The sequence below is a fragment of the Rhodococcus sp. SG20037 genome, assembly GCF_031763325.1.
Lineage (GTDB): Bacteria > Actinomycetota > Actinomycetes > Mycobacteriales > Mycobacteriaceae > Rhodococcus_F > Rhodococcus_F qingshengii.
Genome location: NZ_CP134497.1, coordinates 2082220 through 2104683, shown reverse-complemented (window position 1 = coordinate 2104683; position 22464 = coordinate 2082220). Strand labels below are relative to the sequence as shown.

Here is a 22464-nt window from a genome sequence, read left to right as displayed (position 1 = left end):
TTTTCAGTGCATCAGCTGGCTGACGGAGACCGACAGCCCCGGGTCCGTCGCAACACTCAATTCCGAAGGGCCTGCGCCGTTTCCGATCAGGTGAGCGGCCAACGATGCGATCATCACGCCGTTGTCCGTGCACAGTCGAGGTTTCGGAATGCGCAACGTGATGCCCGCTTCGGCGCAGCGCTGCTCGGCGAGTGAGCGGATGCGCGAATTGGCCGTGGCGCCGCCGCCGAGAACCAACGTGTCGACCCCGACGTCCTTGGCTGCACGCACTGCCTTCATCGTCAGGACGTCTGCAACCGCTTCCTGGAACGAGGCAGCGATGTCCGGGATCGAAAAGGTCTCGCCTGCGCGCTCTTTCGATTCGACATAGCGCGCGACGGACGTCTTGAGTCCCGAGAACGAGAAGTCGTGCCGCGAATCGCGCGGCCCCGTCATGCCGCGAGGGAAGGCGATTGCGTTCGGATCTCCCTCTTGCGCAGCAGCATCGAGTGCCGGTCCACCGGGAAAGCCGAGTCCGAGCAGTCTGGCCACCTTGTCGAAGGCCTCGCCGGCGGCGTCGTCGACAGTCGTGCCCAGTTCGACAATGGGCTTGCCCAGATCTTCGACGTGAAGCAGGTGTGTGTGACCGCCGGAGACCAACAATGCGACGCACGAGGGCAACGGACCGTGCTCGAGAGTGTCCACCGAGACGTGACCGCCGAGATGATTGACCGCATAGAACGGGATGTTCCATGCTGCCGCATAGGCTTTCGCTGCGGCTACACCGACCAGCAGCGCGCCGGCCAGTCCGGGTCCGATGGTGACGGCCAGCGCGTCGGGCTTCTCGATACCGGCGGCAGCAAGGGCACGGCGCATCGTCGGCACGATCGCCTCGAGGTGAGCCCGCGAGGCCACTTCGGGAACCACTCCCCCGTACCTGGCGTGCTGATCCACGCTCGATGCCACCTCGTCGGCCAACAGCTCGCAGGTTCCGTCACCGTTCCAGCGGACGATACCGACACCTGTTTCGTCGCAAGAACTTTCGACACCCATGACGATCATGCTTGCTGCTCCTCAATTTCGCGGACACCGAGCACGGCAGGCCGTCTCATCGTGTACGCATCTGCCCCACTGGGCTGGTAGTACTTCTTTCGTGTTCCGACGATCTCGAATCCTTCGCGCCGGTACAGCGCGATGGCAGGTTCGTTGTCGGTGCGCACTTCCAGGAACACCGGGCACTGCCGTGAATCCGCCAGAGTCAGAAGCGCATCGAGCAACGCGCCGCCGATTCCGAGTCGCTGAGCCGAGGGATCTGTACCGATGGTGTGAACCTCGGCCTCCATGTTCGGCGACGCCCCCAACAATGCGACTCCGGCGTAGCCGAGGACGTGACCGTCAGGCTCCCGGGCAACGAAGTAATGATTATGTGCGCCTGCAAGTTCCGAGACGAACGCTTGTGCGCTCCAGGGTCCGTCGCCTGCGAACAACGCGCGCTCCAACTCCGCGCACCGTTCGGCGTCATCGACGTTCATCGGCTCGATGCTGTACTTCATCTGCTCTGTCTCACTTGCCACGTTCTGCAAGGGTCTTCGCGTCCGGGCGTCGGAGGTACAGCGGCTCCAGCGGGGCCGGAACCGAGCCGGCCAGGATCTCGCGAGCAGCGACTGTCACCAACCCGGCCGGTGAAGGTGTCTCCGCCGGGTCGACGGGTAGATCGAAGAAGTCCACGTGCGAAGCGGATCCGGCAATCAGCGTCGAAGGCGAAGGATCGACGTCGCCGGCGGAATTCACAGCCGGTCCTTCGACGCGCACTCCGCCGTCATAGCGCGCCCAGTAGATCTCGCGACGCCTCGCGTCAGTCACGACGAGCAGGCTCGGTGTGGTCGGTACCGCAGCCGCGATCGCATCGAGGCTGCACACGCCGTACACGGGAACACCGAGTGCGTCACCGAAGGCAGCGCCCGTCGCCATGCCGACACGCAGTCCGGTGTACGGCCCTGGCCCGACACCCACGACGACGGCGTTCAAGTCGGCCGGTGTGAGCCCTGCCTCGGCGAGGCATTCGAGGACGTGAGGGGTCAAGACCTCGGCGTGCGCACGAGGATTGACCGTGACACGCACGGCAAGCGTCTCCACTGTGTCCGGTGACTCTGCGTCCGGTGACACTGGGTCCGGTGACGAAGCCGACAGGGAGACGACTCCGGCAGTGACTGCCGGAGTGGAGGTGTCAATTGCGAGAACAAGCACGATTTCTCAGGGTACCCGCACGTGAAGAACTACTTCCGGCCCGGGAGGGTCACGACGTCTGTGACACGAAACGCCGTTTCCGACGTCTGTGACACCAAACTCCCTTTCACGACGTCCAGGACCAACTCGCAGTCCGCACATCCGATTCGGGTTCCCGATGAAGCTGCACTCGCAGGTGCCGTTCGACGAGCCTTTCCACGACGTCACCACCCCATTCGACCACCACCACTGCATCGGTGAGGTCGGTGTCGAGGTCGAGGGCATCGAGTTCGTCGAGCGCATGCGGTCCGCTGTCTCCCAGCCGGTATGCGTCGACGTGGATCATGCCGACGGGAACTCCGCCGCCAGGGCGGGTGCCCGGACGATGCTCACGAGCGATGACGAACGTCGGGGACGTCACCCGGCCCTGCACCCCGAGCCCGGCGCCGATTCCGCGCGTCAACGCGGTCTTGCCTGCCCCGAGTGGACCGTCCAGCACCACCAGGTCGCCGGCAACAAGTCCCGCCGCCAAGCGTCGGCCGAAAGCCTCGGTATCCTCGGCCGTTTCCAACGTGATCTGTCCGGACACGGGAAGTCCCGTGGAGTTCTCAGCCGACATCGGACCGCTCTTCTACCTGCGCTCGCTGCACCAACTTGTCGATTGCGTCCGTCACGATCGCCGGGAACTCGAGCTGCACCAGATGGCCGGCCCCGTGAACTCGCACGAGTTCGGACTCGGGGAGATCGGCAGCGAGACGCTTGGAGCTGATGAACGGAATCATCATGTCTTGATCGCCGCAGATCACGACTGCCGGTGTGTGTGCGAGGACCTCGAGAGAAGCGGACTCGTCGTGCAGTTCCAACGTCCGCAGGAAATTGACGATGGTCACAACCGAGGTCCGGTCGAGCATGCCGTCCGAGAGTTCATGCAGCCGTGGGCTGACATCGGTGCCGTACGAGGCCGCACGCAGGATCGGCGTGATCAATACTCGCGCAGCGCCCCGGGCATGCTGAACCACTCCTGGTGAGGTGCGCACTGCCAACCGGAATCCGTCGATGATCGGATTCTGCAGATTGCGGGTCAGGCCGGTTTCGGCCAGGCCTGCCGCCGTCGTCGCGACCAGCCCCACGCCGATGACTCGGCCCTCGAACCATTCGGGTCGCTGACCGGCGAGCGCGAGTACCGTCATGCCGCCCATCGAGTGACCGACCAGAACTATCGGTCCCTTGGGTACCTTGGCCTCGACGACGGTCGCGAGGTCGCGGCCGAGCTGAGAAACCGTACAACTCTTCGAACGCGGCATGCCCGAGTCTCCGTGTCCGCGCTGGTCGTAGAACACCATGCGAACCTTGTTGCCCCATCGCTCTTCGAGCTGGCGGCGCTGGAAATGCCAGGACAGCGCACTCAGGCAGTATCCGTGCACGAAAACGACCGTCAGCGGAGCGTCGTCCGGTCCCACTTCGCGAACTGCCAGCTCGACACCGTCCTCGGTGCGCACCGTGCTCTTGCGGTCGCGCGTCATGAGGTCGAAGTCCTCGTCCGCGTAGATTTCCCGGCCCGGACGCGTCGCGCTCTTGAATGCGTTCACACCGGCCATCGAGCCGAGCGCCACGGCGCTGAGCAGGCCACCGAGAATGCTCATCTTTCCTGCAGTCTTCATGACGTCTCTCCCCCGATGTACGTACGCACAGTGCGTCCACGTATCCCGGTCACGACCTCGTAGTGAATGGTGTCGAGTACGTCGGCCCAGGCCTGCGCGTTGGGTTCGCCGTGATCGCCGTTGCCGAAGAAGATCGCGGTGTCGCCTTCGCGAACTCCGTCACCGTCCGGACCCAGGTCCACCAATACCTGGTCCATGCAGATTCGCCCGACAGCCTGGCGACGCTTACCGCCCAACTGCACTTCGAACTTGCCACTCAGTGAGCGAGACAAACCGTCGGCGTAGCCGACGGGAAGCAGCGCAAGAGTGGTGTCGTACGGTGCGACCCACTGATGCCCGTAGGAGACGCCCTCTCCGGCGGCTACCTTCTTCACCAGAATCACCTTCGCTCGCAGCGTCATCGCCGGTCGTAAACCGAAATCTCCGAGTTCGGGCACCGGAGACAATCCATATATCGCGATTCCCGGCCGAACCATGTCAAACCGCAGGTCAGGACGGGTGACTATAGCAGCGGAGTTGGAAAGATGAACGACTTCGGGGTCGAATCCGCGAGCGCGGACGTCGGCAACCGCGTCGATCAAACGCTGCTTCTGCATGTCGATGACGTCGTGATGCGGTTCGTCCGAGTGCGCGAGGTGAGAGAACACTCCGCGCAGCCTGATCGTGCCCTCGTCCCGCGCAGTGGCGAGGTCGTCGAGCATCTGCGGCCACTCGGTTCTCGAGACGCCGTTGCGATTGAGACCGGTGTCCACCTTGAGCGTCACCGTCGCCTGTTGTCCCAGAACCCGTGCCGCGCCGACGACAGCGGCCAGGTGTCGCGGGGAGGACACGCCGATCTCGACGTCAGATCGGATCGCCGAGCCGAAATCGGCGTCGACGCCGTGCAGCCAGGCAAGGACGGGAGCGGTGATGCCTGCCTCGCGAAGGACCAGTGCCTCCGCGATGGTGGTGACGCCGAGTTCCCGGGCTCCCGCCGAGAGCGCCGTCCGCGCCACCGCAACTGCGCCGTGGTTGTATCCGTCCGCCTTGATGACCGCCATCAACGCTGCATCCCCGGCAAATTCACGCAGAACACGCACGTTGTGCGCGATCGCGTCCAGATCGACGACTGCCTCCGTCTGCGGCCCTACTGCGTCGTCGAGTCGGCTCGCCTTCCCCTCCGCAGGCTCCTTCGGTGCTCTTCCCTGGGCAAGCGTCATGGCGACAATCCTGCCACCCACGCAGAATCGGACACGTGTTCGGGTTTGAACACCCTCAATCGAGGGCAAAAGAGCGAAGCACACGCACCGATTCCCGCAGACCTCCCAGCAGGGGTGAAGCCGAAATCGGTGCTCCGGCGACATCCCTCTGACCGCCGGCAGCGGCGATGTTCGCAGCCAACGCGTGAGCCCGCGCCCCGACGGCCCCGGCTTCGAGAGGGCTAAGACCCGACGCCAGCAACGCACCGATCACACCGGAGAGGATGTCACCCGAGCCTGCCGTCGATGCCCAGGAGCCGCCGGCGTCGTTGACCAGCACCTCACCGCCGGGATCCGAGATCACCGTCGTATGGCCCTTCAACAGGACCGTGACTCCGAGGCGTGCGGCAAGAGCACGCGTGGCCGCGATCCTGTCGTCGCCAAGAGTTGTGAATCGAGCGAACTCGCCGGCGTGGGGCGTCAACAGTGTCGGCGCGGTCCGGGCTGCGACAAGTTCGGGACGCTGAGCGAGGAGGGTAAGTCCGTCCGCATCGACAACAACGGGTACATCAGTAGCCAGCACCGACGCCAGAAGTCGCGCGGCGTCGTCGTCGGTACCCATACCGGGGCCGACCACCCACGCCTGAACTCGCCCGGCGGCTTGGAAGGTCTCACTCGCAATCACCTCCGGGAACCGGGCGAGCACCTCGGTGGCGCCGTGCCCGGCGTAGCGGACCAGGCCGGCGGTCGCGGTCACCGCGGCACCGGTACAGAGCACGCCCGCGCCGGGATACTGCTCACTTCCCGCAACGATGCCCACCACACCCTGCGAATACTTGTCGTCCTCCGGACCGGGCACCGGCCACAGCGCACCGACCTCCGCCGGATCGAGCGAACCGAATTCGGGTTCGCCGACGCTCAATCCGATGTCCACGAGTTCGACACGACCACACAGCGGAGCCGCGAGTACGTGTACCGGCTTGAGCGCACCGAATGTGACCGTCACATCAGCGGTCACCGACGGGCCGTCCACTGCGCCGGTGTTCGCGTCGACGCCGCTCGGAAGATCGACCGCCACGATCGGTGCATCCACCTGGCCGACGAGATCGGCCGCGTCAGGCCGTAGACCGCCGTGCCCGGAAATCCCGACGATGCCGTCGATCACCAGATCCGGCGACCCGACTTCGGCGGCGACTCGGCCGCCGGCCGTCAAGAGAGCATCGAGGCCCGCCCGATGAGCGCGCGCCGGATCGAGCAACACGGCCCGCACGCTCACACCTCGTTTGCGGAGCAACGCACCGGCCCACAGGGCATCACCGCCGTTGTCGCCCGTACCGACCAGAAGCGTCACCGACCGATGCGCGACCGACCCTGTACGGGAACGCAATTCGTCCGCGACTACTCGCGCAAGACCGTACGCCGCTCGACGCATCAGCACCCCGTCGGGCAGCTTGTCGAGCAGCGGCGCCTCAGCTGCTCGCACCTGATCGGCTGTGTAGTACCCACGCATGTCGGAACCCTTCAGTTGCCGTCGCTACCCTCGAAACCATGAAATCACGTCTTCGCCCGGCAATCGCGGGTCTCGTGCTCGCTCTCGGTCTGGTCGGGTGCAGTTCCGGCACCGACTCCACACCACCGGCTCCGGAAACGACGGCCAGCGGACCCGTGGTGACCATCTCCGGGATGGCGTACTCCCCCGCGTCCATCACCGTGAATGTCGGCGAGACGGTCACGTGGGTGTTCGACGACAACGGAATGGCCCACGACGTCAACGGCCTCGGGGACGCCAAGGGCAAACTCCGCAGTCCGCTCAAGAAATCGGGAACCTACACCTACACGTTCACCGAACCCGGAACCTACGACTACACCTGCACACCGCATCCCGAGATGCGCGGAACCGTCGTCGTCGAGACGCCGTAACGCGCTCGGGCCCCACAGTCTTGCGACTGCGGGGCCCGATTTTCTAGCGAAAGCTACTCGACCGTAACCGATTTCGCCAGGTTACGCGGCTTGTCGACGTCGTAGCCACGCGCCGCGGCAACCTCGGCCGCAAAGATCTGCAACGGAACCGTGGACAGCAACGGCTGCAGCAGAGTCGGTGACGCCGGAATCTCGATCAGGTGATCCGCGTGCGCCGCGGCGACGGTGTCGCCTTCCTCAGCGATGACGATAGTCGTCGCCCCGCGCGCCTTGATCTCCTGAATGTTGGACACCAACTTCGAGTGCAGGACAGCGCGGCCCTGCGGCGACGGCATGACGATGATGACCGGAAGGTCCTCCTCGATCAAGGCGATCGGGCCGTGCTTGAGCTCACCGGCGGCAAAGCCCTCGGCGTGCATGTACGCGAGCTCCTTGAGCTTGAGCGCACCCTCGAGCGCCACCGGGTAGCCGACGTGACGCCCCAGGAACAGCACGGTCGACGCGTGCGCGAACTGGCGCGCCAACGCGCGCACCGGTTCTGCCGTCTCGAGTACCTTGCTGACCAATGCGGGCATCGCTTCGAGGTCGGCGTACTCGCGGGCGACCTCGTCCGGATACTTGGTTCCGCGAGCCTGCGCCAAAGCCAAACCGACGAGGTAGTTCGCGGTCACCTGCGCCAGGAACGCCTTGGTGGACGCGACCGCGATTTCCGGTCCTGCCCGGGTGTAGAGGACTGCGTCGGCTTCACGCGGGATCTGTGCACCGTTGGTGTTGCAGATCGCCAGGACGCGTGCCTTCTGGTCCTTGGCGTGCTTGACAGCCTCGAGCGTATCGGCCGTTTCCCCCGACTGCGAGATTGCGACAACAAGCGTCGAGCGATCGAGAACCGGGTCGCGGTAACGGAATTCGCTGGCGAGTTCGACCTCGACAGGTAGACGCGTCCAATGCTCGATCGCGTACTTCGCCAACAGACCGGAGTGGTAAGCGCTACCGCAAGCGACAACGAACACCTTGTCGACGTCGCGCAGTTCCTGATCGGACAACCGCTGCTCGTCGAGGACGATCTTCCCGTTCTCGAAGTGGCCGAGGAGCGTGTCGGCGACAGCGGTCGGCTGCTCTTCGATCTCCTTGAGCATGAAGTAATCGTGACCACCCTTTTCGGCGGCCGCGAGATCCCAGTCGATGCGGAACGGGCGTCCTTCTGCCTCGTTACCCGCGAAGTCGGAGATCCGGTAGCTGTCGGCAGTGATCACCACTGCCTGATCCTGTCCGAGTTCAACCGCATCGCGTGTGTGCTCGATGAATGCAGCGACGTCGGAGCCGAGGAACATCTCGCCCTCACCGACACCGACTACGAGCGGTGTCGAGCGGCGCGCGGCGACAATCGTGTCCGCATGATCAGCGTGCGTGAAGACGAGCGTGAACGCACCTTCCAACCGACGAACCACCGACAGCGCACTCTCGATGAAATCACCTGCCGTCGGCCCCTGGGCGTACGCCCGGGCGACGAGGTGAACCGCGACCTCGGAATCCGTGTCGCTCTGCAGTTCGACGCCTGCAGCCTCGAGCTCCGCACGCAGCGGGGCAAAATTCTCGATGATTCCGTTGTGAACGACAGCCAGCTTGCCCGAGGCATCACGATGCGGGTGCGCATTGCGGTCCGTCGGACGCCCATGCGTCGCCCAACGGGTATGGCCCATACCGGACGTACCGACGAAGTGATCCGCACCGTACTCGCCGAGCTCCGCCTCGAGGTTGGCCAACTTACCGGCCTTACGCTCGATCTCGACCCCACCGGTTCCGTCGAGAATCGCGATTCCCGACGAGTCGTACCCGCGATACTCCATTCGTCGCAAAGCCTCCACCACAACGCCCAGAGCTGGGCGGTGGCCGACGTATCCCACGATTCCGCACATGGTGACTCAGGGTACTTGGACATCGGCGGTGGGCGCATTTTGCGGTTCCCGCACCTGGTTGCGGCGTCCGCTCCGCATACACGAGGCGGCTCATCGGATAACGTCTTCAACCGTGGCACCGAAACTGAAGACACTGACCCGTGAGCTGTCCAAGCGCGGCCCGCACCGAGTTCTCCGCGGCAACCTCGCCCTGGCCGGACAGCCGGGTGTCGTGTACACGCCGGAAACCGGTTTCAATCTCCCCGCCGTTGCCTTCGCGCACGGGTGGATGGTCGGGTCCCACAAGTACGAGCAGACACTCCAGCACCTCGCTTCCTGGGGAATTGTCGCAGCGGCGCCCGACAGCGAACGCGGTCCGGTCCCGTCACATCTCGGATTGGCTGCAGATCTTCGAGCGACGCTCGACATCTGCGTCGGCGTGCGACTCGGCCCCGGACAGATCAGCGTCCAACCCGATCGGGTCGCCTTTGCCGGTCACGGCATGGGCGCGGGCGCTGCGGTACTGGCCGCAGCGCAGCGCGGGGATGTCGGTGCGGTAGCCGCACTGTTCCCGGCCCCGACAGCACCCAAGGCGGAGAACTACGCGTCGAAGATCACAGCGCCCGGATTGATCCTCGCCGGCGAAGACGACGTCGATTCCTTGACCAGCAATGCCCGGCCGCTGAGCGTGGAGTGGGGCGGTCCTGTCATCGCACGTACCGTGAACGACGCCCAAGACGCCGGACTGATCGAAGGCCGCCGACTCCTCGGCGCCCTGGGCCTCGGTGGATCCGAGCGCAAGACACAGGCCGCCACACGGTGCCTGCTCACGGGCTTCCTGTTGTTCCATCTGACCGGCGACAAGAAGTACAAGGATTTTGCTGATCCTGACGTCGAGATTCCGCACACGGCGCCGTTGCTGCCGGTCGAACCTCACTCCGACGCGCGGGCCAGCCAGCTGTTGCGTAAGTAGGAGTCCGTACTCGCCACCGACTCCGGCGGCGAGCACGGCGGCGTCGGCGTCGGCTCTGACGCGGATCGCAGATACGGGCCGGACCTGACCGGCCCATCCGTGTCATTCTCGGCGGATGTCGTTTCGGACGGCGGCTCCTGGTGCGATTCCGCGCTCGCTGCGGCCACTCTGCGCTCACGGAAGTCGTCGAGTTGAGAATCGAGGGTTCGACGGATCGCTTCGAACGGCGCGTGAACGGACTTCACAGCGGACCAGCTCCGGCCAACTCAGCGCCCGTCTCTCCGTCGGGAGCCACGATCGACTCGTCGGGGACTGTGGAAGGCGGCTCCGGGTCCGGCGCGGGCGAGAACTCGGCGTTGGATTCAACCGGCACCTCGTGCTCGCGAATCTCAGGGTCGGGAGTTTCGGGCTGGAGTGTCGCAGGCTGGGACGCTTCTTGCGGGCGCGCCTCGTGCAGCGACATCTCCGGATCGGCATCGAGCACTATTCTCGGCCAACCATTTTCGCTCAACTCCAGGGTGGCCGACACAGAGTTCCCGTCAGCACCTGCAACATCCAGACTCACCCCACGACCGTCGGACGCAATCGAGAAACCCCAAGTGTTGCCGCCGATCGAGAAAGAGACAGGAGCGGCGGCGACACCGGATGCACTCGGCTCGGCGATCGGAAAGGTTGACGTGAACGCGTCTGTCACCCACTGGGTCGCGGCGTCAAAAGCATGACCAACCGCACTCGCGCACTCCGCACACGCCCTGTCGAATTCGTCGCGAGTATCCAGATACGCCGAACGAAAAACCGTGTCCAGCCATGGCGCCGCACCACGACCGGCGGAAGCGACGTGAGTCAGCTGGTCGATCTCCCCCGCACCCAGACCGCCGATCGTCGCCCGGTCGAGGCCGGCCACCTTGAAAGCCTTGTCTGCCAAAGCCGTTCGAACCGTCCGCGCGAATTCGTCGGCCAGCGTGATCAACAGTGGCGCCGAATCCGCATCGGACCGAGCTTCACGCCGCGCCGCGAAGGCCTGATCTACGACCGCACCCACGCCGGAAACATTCCACACTGCAGGAAGATTCTCCGCCAGGTGCGTCAGCATCGCGATCTCGGCGACCGAACCGTCCACCGCTGCGGCCATGTCCGACGCATCTCGCATTAGTGTCTCGAAATCGATACCAGCCTCTGCGCGATACGCATCCTCGTAGGACGTAAGCATCCGTTCTTCGAAGCCCAACCGAGAGGCCAGGTTGTGAAATCGATCGAAGAACTGCAATCCCCTCGCACCAGCATCCAGGATTTCGTCGGGATGCACGCGTGAATCACGCAGTGCAAGAATATCTTCGACGCACAAGGAGCCTTTTGGTACTGCCTGTGCGGTACCGCTCGTCGGTATCATGAGACCGACCCGCTGGAGTCTCGCAATCGCTGCGCACCCTGACCGTCCACCTCAGCGATCACCTCAGCCGAAGAGGAAAGCCGACGCGCCAACGCATCGAGAAGATCCGCACGGCCAGTCAAGCGAGAATTCAGGACCGCCAATGCCGACGCCAACGCGGCTCCATGCTCGGCGTAATCACGGCCCGAAACGGCACCGCTGAATCGCAAACGCCTGATCGGCTCGGCAGAATCGCGCAGAGCCTGGGCCACCGACACCGCATGGCGTGCCAATTCATCTGTTCCAGCGCGGTCGACATCCACGAGCGCTCCCAAGTTTCAACGGAACCACTCGAACGTCGAGCGGCCTTTGACTCCTTGGACGCAGCAGGGCGCAATTACGTTCCCTCAAAACGCGAACGCGTAATGAGGGGCTAAACCGAACCGACGATCTCGGCCAACTCGTCGGCCAGCTTCTGCGCGAGCGGAAGTTCGGTGGCCTCGACCATGACGCGGACCAGTTGCTCTGTCCCGGACGGGCGCAGGAGCACGCGACCACCGTCACCGAGGACGCGCTCTGCGTCCGCGACTGCTGCGAGTACCGACGGCGATGCTGCGACTGTCGCCTTGTCCCCAACCTTCACGTTGATCAGAACTTGCGGGAGGGTTGTCATCGTTGCGGCCAGCGCGGATGCCGACTTACCCGTGCGAGCCATGCGTCCGAGCAGCCGGAGGCCGGTGAGAATCCCATCGCCCGTGGTGCCGAACGCCGGCAACACGACATGGCCTGACTGCTCGCCACCGAGGCTGTATCCGCCCGCGCGCAGTTCCTCCAAGACGTAGCGGTCGCCTACGGCAGCAGTCACGATGTTGATACCGGCCTCGCGCATCGCGATGTGCAAACCGAGATTGCTCATGACAGTCGCGACGAGAGTGTTCTCGACCAACTCACCGGCGTCGTTCATCGCGATCGCCAGAACTGCCATGATCGCGTCACCGTCGACCACCGCTCCGGTCTCGTCGACGGCCAGGCAGCGGTCGGCGTCGCCGTCGTGCGCGAGGCCTAGGTCCGCCCCGTGATCGACTACGGCTTTCTGAAGATTCTCCAGGTGCGTCGATCCGCAGCCGTCGTTGATGTTGAGGCCGTCGGGATCGGCGCTGATCGCGATGACGCGAGCGCCCGCTGCCGCGTAGGCAACCGGTGCGAGCGCGGAAGCAGCGCCGTTGGCGCAGTCGACCACAACGGTGAGTCCAGCGAGTGGCTCGCTCGCCGCGCTCGCCAGATGCGCAAGGTACAGCTGAGCGGCGTCGTCGACCGTACGGACGCGGCCGATCCCGGCACCTGTCGGTAGGACGGGCGGTGCAGTGCCCTCGAGTGCATCCTCGATCGCCACCTCGACAGCATCATCCAGCTTGTGTCCACCGGCTGCGAAAATCTTGATTCCGTTGTCCGGCATGGGATTATGCGATGCAGAGATCATGACACCGAGACTGGCGTCGAGCTTTGCCGTCAAGTATGCAACTGCCGGAGTCGGAAGAATACCCACGTCGAGCACGTCGACACCCGCGGAACTCAATCCTGCGGTCACCGCGGCTTGAAGCATCTCACCGCTGGCGCGAGGATCGCGGCCGATCACGGCGGTCGGACGTGCGTCCGAGGTGTCGGCTGTCAGTACGCTCGCCGCGGCAACTGCCAATCTCAATGCAAGATCTGCAGTCAGATCCGAATTGGCAAGTCCACGAACACCGTCAGTACCGAACAACCGACCCATAGAACGACTCCTGAATCCTGTGAACCTCGAGAAGGGAACTCGAGAAGGGAATTTCTCCGAGAAACACAAGAGCGAGCGTCCGGTAACGATGGACGCCCGCTCTTGTGGTGAACAGGTGCCGAAGCAGACCCGCCGGGTCAACCTCGGCAAAGCATCAGCGCTTGGAGTACTGCGATGCCTTACGGGCCTTCTTCAGGCCGTACTTCTTACGCTCGACCGCGCGGGCGTCACGCGTCAGGAAGCCTGCACGCTTGAGGGCCGGACGATCATCAGGGGTTACCTCGATGAGTGCGCGCGCGATAGCCAGACGCAGTGCGCCTGCCTGACCGGACGGGCCGCCACCGTGCAGCAGTGCAATGATGTCGAAAGACTCGGGACGCTCGACGAGCACCAGCGGAGCCTTGATCAGCTGCTGGTGAACCTTGTTGGGGAAGTAGTCCTCCAACGTACGACCGTTGAGCTTGAACTGACCGGTACCGGGAGCCATCCGGACGCGAACGACAGCCTCCTTGCGGCGACCGACGGTCTGGACCGGGCGATCGAGGACGATCGGTGCGAGCGTAGCTGCAGCAACCTCTTCGACGACCTCGACTGCGTCAGAGACAAGCTCTTCCACTGCTTCGATGTTCTCTTCGGACACGTTCTGCTCTTCCGGCGATGTCACTGTGCGACCTGCTTGATCTCGAACGGCACCGGCTGCTGCGCGGTGTGGGGGTGATTCGGGCCCGCGTAAACCTTGAGCTTGCTGCTCATTGCGCGGCCGAGCTTCGTCTTGGGGAGCATGCCGACGATGGCCTTCTCGACGAGACGATCGGGAGTCCTGTCGAGGACCTCACCGACAGTGCGGGACTTCAGGCCACCCGGGAATCCGGAGTGGTGGTAAACGTTCTTGCCCTGCAGCTTGTTGCCGCTGATGGCAACCTTCTCTGCGTTGATGATGACAACGAAGTCACCACCGTCGATGTGCGGCGCGTAGGTGGGCTTGTGCTTGCCACGCAGCAAGTTCGCTGCCTGAACGGCAAGACGGCCGAGCACCACGTCAGTGGCGTCGATGACGTGCCACGTGTGGGTCACATCTCCGGCCTTCGGGGTGTACGTAGACACAGATCTTCCTCGTCTTAATTCATTCCACTGCTGACCATGTGCGTATCGCGTAAACGATCCTCGGCGGCCAGTTGAGACCCGAGAACCGCCGGTCTCCACGCATTTCTGCCGGAGCCCTACGGCACGCCACCGATAGACGATACCGGTCTACCCGCTGCCAGGTCAAAGCGCAGCCATTCTTGCCAACAGCATCATCGTCCAGCACAGCGATGCGAGCGATCGACATGCGCCTGCCCCGGCAACCTGACGGTACCGGGGCAGGCGGGGTGTCATCACGGCATGGGATGCTGTCAGCGACCGAACCCGTTTGCCGCGATCCGATCAGCTTCCTGCATCTTCTCCGAGCCGCTCGCCGTCGCTCCGGCGATCTGCGCGAGAACCATGTTCAGTTCTTCGGAAGCCTGGGCCCAGCGACGCTGTGCGTCGTTCCACGCTTCGGAACCTGCCCCTTCCCAGCCTGCTTGCAGCTTGTCCACGACAACCTTGATGTCGCCCTGTTTGTCGTTGATCGCTTTGGCCTGCTGTTTCATCTGATCGGACAGCATTGCGAGGCCGCCGAAGTCGTACTTGATCCTGTCGGACATAACTGCTCCCGGTTCGGTGTGACTGGAGAGAAATTGTGAGAACTAACTTGCGAGAACTACTGGCTGAGGATTGCTTGATCGGACGATGAAGAGCTGGCGGTCAGGACATGTTCACCGTCGCGCCGCGAAGCGAGCTGACGTTGTCGTCTTCGGTCGAGTCGAAGGTTCCCGCGGCCTGTTTGATCTGCTCGCAGATGTCGGTCAGAGCTGTGTCCAACTTCAGGGCCGCGCTGTTGTATCGCTCCATGATTCCTGCGTATTCGACCTGCGCCGCACCGTTCCACGAATTGTGCGAAGCGTCGGCCTCCGACCGAACAGCGTTGACCAGCCCCCTGATGTCACCGAGATGTCCGTCGATGGTCCCCGCCGAATCGATCAATTCAGCGGTAGTTGCGGTAAAGCCCATGTCGTCCCCCTGGATTCGGTGAGTACCGTTCGGTATCGGCGATCACACACAACGGGCTTGGTCCGTCGGATGTGCACCGGGGTCGAGCGGAACTCCCTGATGTGCGCTACACATACTTTGACGCGACCTCCGTACCAACGGTTCCGGCCCGACCGAAGAATATTTTCAGAACCGACCGATCCGGTCACGGTGTGAATTCGACCGACTGCCACATCCGCAGGCAGTCCGCTTCGAGACTGCCCCACTCACCGATCAGATACTGGCAGCCGATACTCACTTGCCGTCCGTTGTCGACGTACACGTGCCAACGCACCTCGGAGAAATCGTCCGGAAACTCGACGTACACCACTGCCCGTTTTCCTGCGGCATCGTCGAGCACAGCAAACTCTGCGAACCGCAATGGGTCCTCGAACGTCGAAAACTGCTGACGCAAAACAGCTTCGACGGAATCGAATCCCACACCTTCCGCAAGACGTTTCTCGATGACCACGATCTTGCGATCCGCACCCGAACCGGGTACCAAATCGGTACGCCCGCTCGAGGTCCCTCGCGACAGAAGCTTCCAATCGGAAGGCACTTCTGCCGCAACGCTTCCCACGTCCACACGAGTAAGTTCCGGCGTGGCCCCGGACTCGATCGACGAGATCGAAGTCTTCGGTGCAGGCGTTTCCTGCTCTTTCGACGCCTCCACGATCTCTACTTCGTCTTCCGCCGTGGCTGCGACCGACCTCGTCAACCGAGAATCGTTTCGATCGCGAGTGGACACCACGACCGTTCCTGCGACCGCACCGGCGACGGCGACCACCGCAAGCGCCGCCGCGAACCATCGACGGCCTCCGCGCCGCCCGCCGACGCGACGCGGCGAAGAGGCATTCGAGTCCAAGGAAGGAATCGACTTCGCGCCATCCGTATCGCCTACCCACCCGGCGCCAAAAGCCGAATTGTCGACGATTCGTCCCGAACTGTCCCGCGCGGTTGTCTGGCGAACGAGCGTCTGAGGATCCACCAGAGACGCAGCCACCCGGCTCTCGTCCAGAATTCGGATGCTCGCGTGGCCGTGAACATTCGTCGACCCCCGTTCGAGCGAAGCCGCAACAGCATGAGAGCTCGGCCCGACCAACACCACAGCGTCCCGAACCGATAGATCCCCGATTGCGGAAAACAACCCCGCAACGTCTGCGATCTCCGAACTTTGTGTTCCGTCGATTCGGAGTTCACCGTCGACCTCAGCGACAACAGAAGCGACCACCGTTCCGCCTCGCAGTTCGAGGACGACACACCGCGATCGCCAAGCCGTATGAGCCGACCTCGCCGCCGCGATCGACGTCGGAACGAGTACGACGTCGTGCGCCACTCGACGTGCGGCATCGAGCAATCGCCGCCTGCGTGGGGCACCCCAATCCGAGGGATGACTGAGATGAAGAATGTCTGCGTCGACGATTCCGCACCCGTCCATCGCACTGGAGATCAGCCTGGCCACCTCCAAGACTGTCGGGACAACCCGACCATCCACGTCGACATAATCGTCGTCGATGTAATCGATCGCATTCTCGCCGGCCGCACCGGGGCCCGACGCCGGTTCGCGTCGGAGGTCTGCACTGCAACAGAATTCGCGTTGACCCGACACGACCCAGATATTCGATGCACCCCAATGTAACGAGACCGACACTGCGGACGGAGCGGTCACAGCGGTGGTATCCACGGAACTTGGACAAGTTGGGTTTGCGAGCGGGAAACGTAGACCCCACGGCCTGCCGGCATCGCCGACGCGCGGACAGTGCCGACGAGATTTCCCTCGTCACGGCTTCCGCTCATGATCAATCCGGCCGGCGCCATGTCGCGAATTCTCGCAATGACCGGCTCGTACAGTGCTCTGGCCGCACCACCGGAACGACGGGCAATAACCAGGTGCAAACCGATGTCCTTGGAGTGCGGAATGTACTCGAGCAACGGCGCCACCGGATTTCCACTCGGTGTGGCCACAAGGTCGTAGTCGTCGATCAGTACGTAAATCTCCGGCCCACTCCACCACGACCGTTCCCGCAATTGCTGCTGCGTTGTTTCGGCGTTCGGCATTCTGGCAGCGACGATCCGAGCCAAGTCGACCATCAACTCACCGAAGGTCGTCGACGACGCCGAGTACCCCCCGAGGTGATTCCCTTCGACCACGCCCAGCAGGGAATGCCTATAGTCACCGATGATCAGCTTGGCCTGGGCCGGTGTGTTCGACGCGATGATCCCTTCGGCTATTCCACGCAAGAGAGATGTCTTCCCACACGCAGTGTCGCCGAATATCAACAGGTGCGGGTGTTCCCGGAAGTCCATGTACACCGGGGCGAGGTCGGTCTCACCGAGCCCGATCGGCACGGTGAGGCACCGACCGTCGGCCGCACTCGGTGAGGGCCACCGGGTCCCGACAGCTTCGAGAAGTTCTGCGGCCGAGTAGGAATCCGGGAGCATCCGCACGGTGGGTGCCGGACGCGAATTCGACATGGCTGCAATACGTTCGACCGTCGCCACCACAGCCGTACTCGAGTTCTCACTACCCGGTAGGCCGTCGATTCGAGGTAGTCCGGTGAGAAGGTGGAGTCCGTCGCGAGTGATGCCACGACCCGGTCGACCTTCCGGCACCAGGCCGGCTTTCCGGCGACCCGCATCCGAATCTCCCGGATCACCCAAACGAAGTTCGATGCGAGTACCCAGTTGATCCTTGAGTGCCGGCCGGATCTCGGCCCACCTCGACGTCGTGACGATCACGTGTACACCGAAGGACAAACCTTGACCGGCGAGCATGTTGATCTGGGGCTCGAGTGATTCGAAATCCGAACGAACGCTTGGCCAACCGTCGACGACGAGGAAGACGTCACCGTACGGATCCTCTCGGAGTCCCGCAGCCTCACCTTCCCCGGCGGGATCAACTGTTCGCAATCTACGGAAATCGGCCATCGATTCGATGCCGAGGTCACGAAACAGTCGCTCCCGTTTGGCGACCACACCGAGTACCTCGGCAACTGTGCGCCGGACGCGGTCGGAATCCAAGCGGTTTGCCACCGATCCGACGTGCGGCAGATCTTTCAATCCGAGGAGCGTTCCACCGCCGAAGTCGAGGCAGTAGAACTGAATCTGTTCCGGCGTGTGCGTCATGCTCAGAGACAAGATCAACGTGCGCAACGCCGTCGACTTTCCCGACTGCGGGCCGCCGACAATCGCGAGGTTGCCAGTCGATCCGTTGAGATCGGCGACGAGTAGATCGCGGCGCTGATCGAACGGCCTGTCGACTATGCCGAAGGGTGCGCTCAGATTTCCGCGAGGTTGATCACCGGTCGCCCACCGCGGCAACAACTGGTCAAGCGTCGGAGATGACTCGAGCGGCGGGAGCCACACTTCATGCGCACGTGGACCGTGACCGCGCATGCGGTCTACGAGGACTCCCATGAGAGTACGTGCATCGTCACCGATTTCACCCATGTCGACGACGTCGGGCTCGACGGGAACGACAACGGCCTCTGGTCCGATCACGGGCTTCGCGGTAAACGGCAGCGGCGCCAGTTCGACGGGGGAATCGACCGAGAATCGAGTGGGCACGATCCGCTCGCCCTCGTACGGGCCTGACACGTAAGCACCTTGGAAGCGAACGATCTCAGCAGAATCGGACTTCAGGTATCCCGCACCGGGTGTACCCGGAAGGTGATAAGCATCGGGAACGCCGAGGACGGAACGAGACTCGTTCGCCGAGAACGTTTTCAACCCGACGCGATACGAAAGATGGCTGTCGAGACCCCGAAGCTTTCCTTCGTCGAGTCGCTGACTGGCCAGCAGCAGGTGAATGTGAAGTGACCTGCCCAATCGCCCGATGGCCACGAACAATTCGGCAAATTCCGGCTGCTGACTGAGCAGTTCGGAAAACTCGTCGACAACCACGAAGAGTGCCGGCAAGGGATCTAGTGCAGCGCCGGCCAGCCTCGCCTTCTCGTAATCGGACACGTTTGCGAAGTTTCCTGCCGCACGCAACAGTTCTTGTCGACGATTCATTTCGCCGGCGAGCGCGTCCTTCATACGATCGACCATCGCCAATTCCTCGGCAAGGTTGGTGATGATCGCAGCAACGTGCGGCGCCTCCTCGAGGCCGAGAAAGGTTGCACCACCTTTGAAGTCGATCAGGACGAGGTTCAGTGCGTCGGGAGAGTGGGTCGCGATCAGGCCGAGCACCAAGGTTCGCAGGAACTCCGACTTGCCAGAACCGGTGGCTCCGATACACAGCCCGTGCGGACCCATACCGTTCTCGGCCGACTCCTTCAGATCCAGTTCGACGGGGTTTCCGTCTTGTCCGACACCGATCGGCACGCGGAGTCGGTCGCGCCCCTGACGTGGAAGCCAGCCATGCTCAGGATTGAACCTCGCAACGTTTCCTATCCCCAACATCTGGCTCCACGTCCGAAGGGATCGGTCGTCGTCAGCTGCGTCGACGGCATTCTGCGATGCCGCACGGAACGGTGCGATGCGACGCCCGAACGCCTGCGCCAGGCTCGTCGTCGCAGCGTCGGGCCTCGCAAAGTTCTCAACTCCTGCGCTGCTCACCGCGCCGATCTGATCGCTACCGACGACCAGTCGCAACCCACGCGTCGCCACGAGCCGCGGGCAGAACCCGCACAGGTCGAGGACTGTCACCGAGTCGAGCCCGGATTCGGACAACAGGCCGGTGTCACCTTCGAGTAAGCCACCGTCCACGACCAGCACGAGATGCGGAACGCCCGCACTGGCTGGAGTGTTGCGAGCGAATCGAGCACGCATCGAAAGCGGTTCCCCGAGGGAACTTTCGAATTCGAAATACGAACCGAACACCATGCGTGCAGTGCCGGTGCCGTCCTGAGACTGCGGGTGTTGCACGTGTGGGAGCCACTTGACCCACTCCCACTCGGATTCGGTATCGGGACCGCACACCACCGCAACTTGGAGCGTGTCCGGACCGTGGAATGTGCACAGCTGCATCAACATCGAGCGGACAAGCGCACGAGCGGAATCTCTCTGCCCCTCGATGGACATCGCAGCAAATCCGCGAAGCGAGACGGCGGTCGGCAGGTCCTGCACAACCGAATGTGCACGGACGAATCGCCGAAGTGAGACAGCAGCGACGGGTTCGAGATCCTCGACCGGCCCGGTCTCCGGAGACACGAGTCTGGTGGCCAATCGCTGTGTACCCAGACCTACCCGAACGTGGCAGTAGTCCGAGTCGGTGATCTGACGCTCCCACATCCGCACAGTCCCGGCCAGTGTCCAGAGCAGCGCCGGCTCGGGATTGCTCCACTCGAGAGCAGCACGCTGCGCACCAGACGTCGCAGCAACATCACTACGCATCTGATCCAGGTACCGGAGGTAGTCCTTGCGGTCCTCGTTCGCTTCGGACGCTCTTGCTCCACCGCTACGACCGCCCCCGGCGAGCATTCCGAGCATCGACACCATCATCATGACCGGAAACAGCAGGGACATCGGATTGCGCGCCATGCCGGAAGAGAACATCAGCGCCACCATGCCGATCATGGCAACCACCATGATCACCGGAAGTAGTTTGGTCAGTAGGTTTCCCGGCGTGACGCGAGGTATCTCCGGTGGGGCCTGAAGCGTCACCTCGCCGCCCGGTGTGCGCGGCGATTCACGTCGTGCTCGACGCGCAAATCTGACAGTGCTCAATTCACCCACCCCCATCGGTGCTGCAGCTGTTGCCGCCAGGCGCCTCGTCCGACTACCGCCGGCCCCCCAAGGCGTACTCGCGCAATTGCAAGAGAGTAGATCACAACACCGACACTCGGGTCGGTGCCACCTGTTGTCGGCGCTGTCTCCGATACAGGCGCGCAGTTCATGTCGTATTGTTCGGGTGAACTGGGGTGACGCGAAGGGGGAATCGCGTCATGGGAGGGGACAGATCTTGACCAGCACCACTACAACCAGCGCTGCGAACACCGGAAACGGACGAGGCGCGAGTCATTCTGCCGAACTGTGCAGGTTGACGGTACTTTCAGCCCATTCGCAGGTGGATCTTGCGGTGCCGCTTCGTGTTCCACTCACCGTGGTCATTCCGGGCATTGTGGACACAATTGTCAACCACAGCAATTTCAACGAGTTCGACCACACCACCGAACAATTCGAGCCCGTCGACTGGACTCTGTCGAAAGTCGGCAGGGCACCGCTGGCACCGACGCTGTCGCTGCACGAGCACGGAATCCGCGATGGAGAATTGCTCGTACTCGAGGCCTCGGACACCGCTGCCCCGCCTCCACTCTTCGACGACATCATGTACACCGTCGCGGCCACGGATGCGGACGTCTACCGACGCTGGACTCCGGTCACCGCGCGCATTGTCGGCTCGACCGCCGCCCTCGTCGCTGCGCTCGTCGCGGCCCTCGCCCTGGTCCTCGGCGACACGGGACTGATCGGCGCCGTCTGCGGCGGAGTGACGTCTTTGGTGCTCACCGTCGCCGCCGTCGTGGCGGCGCGGGTGTACGGAGACTCTGCAAGTTCCGTCACGCTCGGATGCGCTTCGGTGCCACTGGCGTTCGTCTCCGGCGCACTCTGCGTGCCCGGCACTGTTCTTTCGGCTCATCTGCTTCTCGGTTCAGCATTTGCCGCTGCGGTAACTCTGATCTGCTTCCGCTTGTGCGGCGCCGGATTAGCTGTCTTCACCGCACTTCTCGTCGTCCTTCTCGCGGCGGTGGGTACCTTTGCCGTCACTACCACGCTTCCCGAGGCGCGCACCGCGACCGTCAGCGGCGCGGTGATTGCCGCCGCATTGATGGTTCTCACGTTCACCGCTCGACTGTCGATGTTGTTCGCGCGACTACCGCTTCCCCCTGTTCCGACGCCGAGTAATCCCCTCGACGACGACCGCGACGGACTGCCCGAACCCGAACTACCCGGGCTGACCGAGTTGGCGGAAAGGGCAGGGCGGGCGCGTAGCTATCTGACCGGGCTGATCGTGGCCACGTCAGTGGTCGCGCTCGTCGCTGCCGTCGCACTCGCGTGGTCCTGGCCTGGTCAGGGGATCGTCTGGCCGAATCTTGCTCTCGCATTCGCGACGGCCGTCGTGCTGATGTTTCGCGGGCGCACCTACGCGGGCGCACAGCAGGCTGTGCCACTCATCGCGGCAGGCATCTCGGTGATTCTCGTTCTCCTGGGCGACATGGCATGGACCCATCGCGACCATGCATTGGTCGTCTTCGCCATCACGATGACCGTTCTCCTCCTGGCACTGATTCTGGGAATCCTCGCCCCCCAGAACACATTCAGCCCCGTTATGCGACGCGCTGCCGAGCTGTTGGACCTCGCTGCGATTGCAGCAATCGTTCCGCTGATCTGCTGGGTCAGTGGCCTCTTCGCGCTCATGCGTAGCCTCTGAGCGATCGC

At 63.4% G+C, this 22464-nt stretch carries 21 protein-coding genes; 3 read left to right on the top strand and 18 right to left on the bottom strand.

Translation table 11 applies throughout. The features are described 5' to 3' along the window. Window positions 1-3 precede the first annotated feature (3 nt). The 7 genes from tsaD to RHP72_RS09690 all read right to left on the bottom strand — a co-directional run bounded on the left by tsaD (window position 4) and on the right by RHP72_RS09690 (window position 6554). The gene (tsaD, locus tag RHP72_RS09720) at window positions 4-1041 is read right to left on the bottom strand and encodes a tRNA (adenosine(37)-N6)-threonylcarbamoyltransferase complex transferase subunit TsaD (RefSeq protein WP_054827677.1); all 1038 of its coding nucleotides are present in this window, start codon (window positions 1039-1041) and stop codon (window positions 4-6) included. Further along, entirely contained in the window at window positions 1038-1532 is a 495-nt protein-coding gene (rimI, locus tag RHP72_RS09715) for a ribosomal protein S18-alanine N-acetyltransferase (protein ID WP_003940971.1), read from the bottom strand. Before rimI ends, tsaD begins: the two co-directional genes overlap by 4 nt. A gap of 10 nt (window positions 1533-1542) precedes the next feature. Further along, window positions 1543-2226 (bottom strand): tRNA (adenosine(37)-N6)-threonylcarbamoyltransferase complex dimerization subunit type 1 TsaB, encoded by a 684-nt coding sequence (tsaB, locus tag RHP72_RS09710; protein ID WP_065455183.1) that lies wholly within the window; start codon window positions 2224-2226, stop codon window positions 1543-1545. 106 nt (window positions 2227-2332) lie between these two features. Then, a complete protein-coding gene (gene tsaE, locus RHP72_RS09705) occupies window positions 2333-2824 on the bottom strand; it encodes a tRNA (adenosine(37)-N6)-threonylcarbamoyltransferase complex ATPase subunit type 1 TsaE (protein WP_003940673.1) in 492 nt (163 codons plus the stop codon). Continuing rightward, window positions 2814-3866 (bottom strand): alpha/beta fold hydrolase, encoded by a 1053-nt coding sequence (locus RHP72_RS09700; protein ID WP_116056969.1) that lies wholly within the window; start codon window positions 3864-3866, stop codon window positions 2814-2816. Before RHP72_RS09700 ends, tsaE begins: the two co-directional genes overlap by 11 nt. Further along, window positions 3863-5065, bottom strand: a complete 1203-nt coding sequence (gene alr, locus RHP72_RS09695; protein ID WP_311094606.1) for an alanine racemase — start codon at window positions 5063-5065, stop codon at window positions 3863-3865. Before alr ends, RHP72_RS09700 begins: the two co-directional genes overlap by 4 nt. Before the next feature lie 55 nt (window positions 5066-5120). Further along, on the bottom strand, window positions 5121-6554 hold the full coding sequence (locus RHP72_RS09690; protein ID WP_161120806.1) for an NAD(P)H-hydrate dehydratase: 1434 nt from the start codon (window positions 6552-6554) through the stop codon (window positions 5121-5123). Window positions 6555-6592: 38 nt separating this feature from the next. Between RHP72_RS09690 and RHP72_RS09685 the strand changes: the two genes are divergently transcribed. Next, window positions 6593-6964, top strand: coding sequence for a plastocyanin/azurin family copper-binding protein (locus RHP72_RS09685; RefSeq protein ID WP_003940908.1), 372 nt, complete (start codon window positions 6593-6595; stop codon window positions 6962-6964). A 53-nt stretch (window positions 6965-7017) separates the two neighbouring features. On the opposite strand, the gene glmS is transcribed toward RHP72_RS09685, so the two are convergent. Further along, entirely contained in the window at window positions 7018-8880 is a 1863-nt protein-coding gene (gene glmS, locus RHP72_RS09680) for a glutamine--fructose-6-phosphate transaminase (isomerizing) (RefSeq protein ID WP_003940837.1), read from the bottom strand. A gap of 112 nt (window positions 8881-8992) precedes the next feature. Here glmS and RHP72_RS09675 point away from each other — a divergent pair, with 112 nt between their 5' ends. After that, window positions 8993-9832, top strand: a complete 840-nt coding sequence (locus tag RHP72_RS09675) for a chlorophyllase/cutinase-like alpha/beta fold protein (RefSeq protein WP_003941000.1) — start codon at window positions 8993-8995, stop codon at window positions 9830-9832. On the opposite strand, the gene RHP72_RS09670 is transcribed toward RHP72_RS09675, so the two are convergent. From RHP72_RS09670 to eccCa, 10 genes are all read right to left on the bottom strand, one after another. Then, entirely contained in the window at window positions 9793-10077 is a 285-nt protein-coding gene (locus tag RHP72_RS09670) for a hypothetical protein (protein WP_003940907.1), read from the bottom strand. The two genes, RHP72_RS09675 and RHP72_RS09670, sit on opposite strands and share 40 nt — an antisense overlap. Then, window positions 10074-11138: a hypothetical protein gene (locus RHP72_RS09665; protein WP_241199132.1), complete on the bottom strand. Its 1065-nt coding sequence runs from the start codon at window positions 11136-11138 to the stop codon at window positions 10074-10076. Before RHP72_RS09665 ends, RHP72_RS09670 begins: the two co-directional genes overlap by 4 nt. Before the next feature lie 80 nt (window positions 11139-11218). Next, complete coding sequence (locus tag RHP72_RS09660; protein WP_003941002.1) at window positions 11219-11524, bottom strand: hypothetical protein; 306 nt, start codon at window positions 11522-11524, stop codon at window positions 11219-11221. A gap of 110 nt (window positions 11525-11634) precedes the next feature. Continuing rightward, entirely contained in the window at window positions 11635-12972 is a 1338-nt protein-coding gene (gene glmM, locus RHP72_RS09655; RefSeq protein ID WP_050655854.1) for a phosphoglucosamine mutase, read from the bottom strand. Between the two features lie 154 nt (window positions 12973-13126). Continuing rightward, the gene (gene rpsI / locus RHP72_RS09650; RefSeq protein WP_007728596.1) at window positions 13127-13636 is read right to left on the bottom strand and encodes a 30S ribosomal protein S9; all 510 of its coding nucleotides are present in this window, start codon (window positions 13634-13636) and stop codon (window positions 13127-13129) included. Then, on the bottom strand, window positions 13633-14076 hold the full coding sequence (gene rplM, locus RHP72_RS09645; protein ID WP_003940842.1) for a 50S ribosomal protein L13: 444 nt from the start codon (window positions 14074-14076) through the stop codon (window positions 13633-13635). Before rplM ends, rpsI begins: the two co-directional genes overlap by 4 nt. A 290-nt stretch (window positions 14077-14366) precedes the next feature. Beyond that, window positions 14367-14660 (bottom strand): WXG100 family type VII secretion target, encoded by a 294-nt coding sequence (locus tag RHP72_RS09640; protein ID WP_003940975.1) that lies wholly within the window; start codon window positions 14658-14660, stop codon window positions 14367-14369. Between the two features lie 100 nt (window positions 14661-14760). Further along, window positions 14761-15066 carry a WXG100 family type VII secretion target gene (locus RHP72_RS09635; protein ID WP_003940986.1) on the bottom strand — a complete coding sequence of 102 codons (306 nt, stop codon included), beginning with the start codon at window positions 15064-15066 and terminating at the stop codon, window positions 14761-14763. 184 nt (window positions 15067-15250) lie between these two features. Further along, window positions 15251-16693, bottom strand: a complete 1443-nt coding sequence (locus RHP72_RS09630; RefSeq protein WP_311094605.1) for a type VII secretion-associated protein — start codon at window positions 16691-16693, stop codon at window positions 15251-15253. Between the two features lie 56 nt (window positions 16694-16749). Further along, window positions 16750-20754: a type VII secretion protein EccCa gene (gene eccCa / locus RHP72_RS09625; protein ID WP_311094604.1), complete on the bottom strand. Its 4005-nt coding sequence runs from the start codon at window positions 20752-20754 to the stop codon at window positions 16750-16752. Window positions 20755-20989: 235 nt separating this feature from the next. Here eccCa and eccD point away from each other — a divergent pair, with 235 nt between their 5' ends. Further along, a complete protein-coding gene (gene eccD / locus RHP72_RS09620; RefSeq protein ID WP_161120803.1) occupies window positions 20990-22456 on the top strand; it encodes a type VII secretion integral membrane protein EccD in 1467 nt (488 codons plus the stop codon). The last annotated feature ends 8 nt before the right edge of the window (window positions 22457-22464 follow it).

Bases quoted from the DNA above. Each gene is read 5' to 3' on its own strand.
- alr (WP_311094606.1), bottom strand. From the start codon at position 5,065: ATGACGCTTGCCCAGGGAAGAGCACCGAAGGAGCCTGCGGAGGGGAAG.
- tsaE (WP_003940673.1), bottom strand. From the start codon at position 2,824: ATGTCGGCTGAGAACTCCACGGGACTTCCCGTGTCCGGACAGATCACG.
- RHP72_RS09690 (WP_161120806.1), bottom strand. From the start codon at position 6,554: ATGCGTGGGTACTACACAGCCGATCAGGTGCGAGCAGCTGAGGCGCCG.
- RHP72_RS09640 (WP_003940975.1), bottom strand. From the start codon at position 14,660: ATGTCCGACAGGATCAAGTACGACTTCGGCGGCCTCGCAATGCTGTCC.
- glmS (WP_003940837.1), bottom strand. From the start codon at position 8,880: ATGTGCGGAATCGTGGGATACGTCGGCCACCGCCCAGCTCTGGGCGTT.
- rimI (WP_003940971.1), bottom strand. From the start codon at position 1,532: ATGAAGTACAGCATCGAGCCGATGAACGTCGATGACGCCGAACGGTGC.
- tsaD (WP_054827677.1), bottom strand. From the start codon at position 1,041: ATGATCGTCATGGGTGTCGAAAGTTCTTGCGACGAAACAGGTGTCGGT.
- glmM (WP_050655854.1), bottom strand. From the start codon at position 12,972: ATGGGTCGGTTGTTCGGTACTGACGGTGTTCGTGGACTTGCCAATTCG.
- RHP72_RS09700 (WP_116056969.1), bottom strand. From the start codon at position 3,866: ATGAAGACTGCAGGAAAGATGAGCATTCTCGGTGGCCTGCTCAGCGCC.
- RHP72_RS09685 (WP_003940908.1), top strand. From the start codon at position 6,593: ATGAAATCACGTCTTCGCCCGGCAATCGCGGGTCTCGTGCTCGCTCTC.
- RHP72_RS09635 (WP_003940986.1), bottom strand. From the start codon at position 15,066: ATGGGCTTTACCGCAACTACCGCTGAATTGATCGATTCGGCGGGGACC.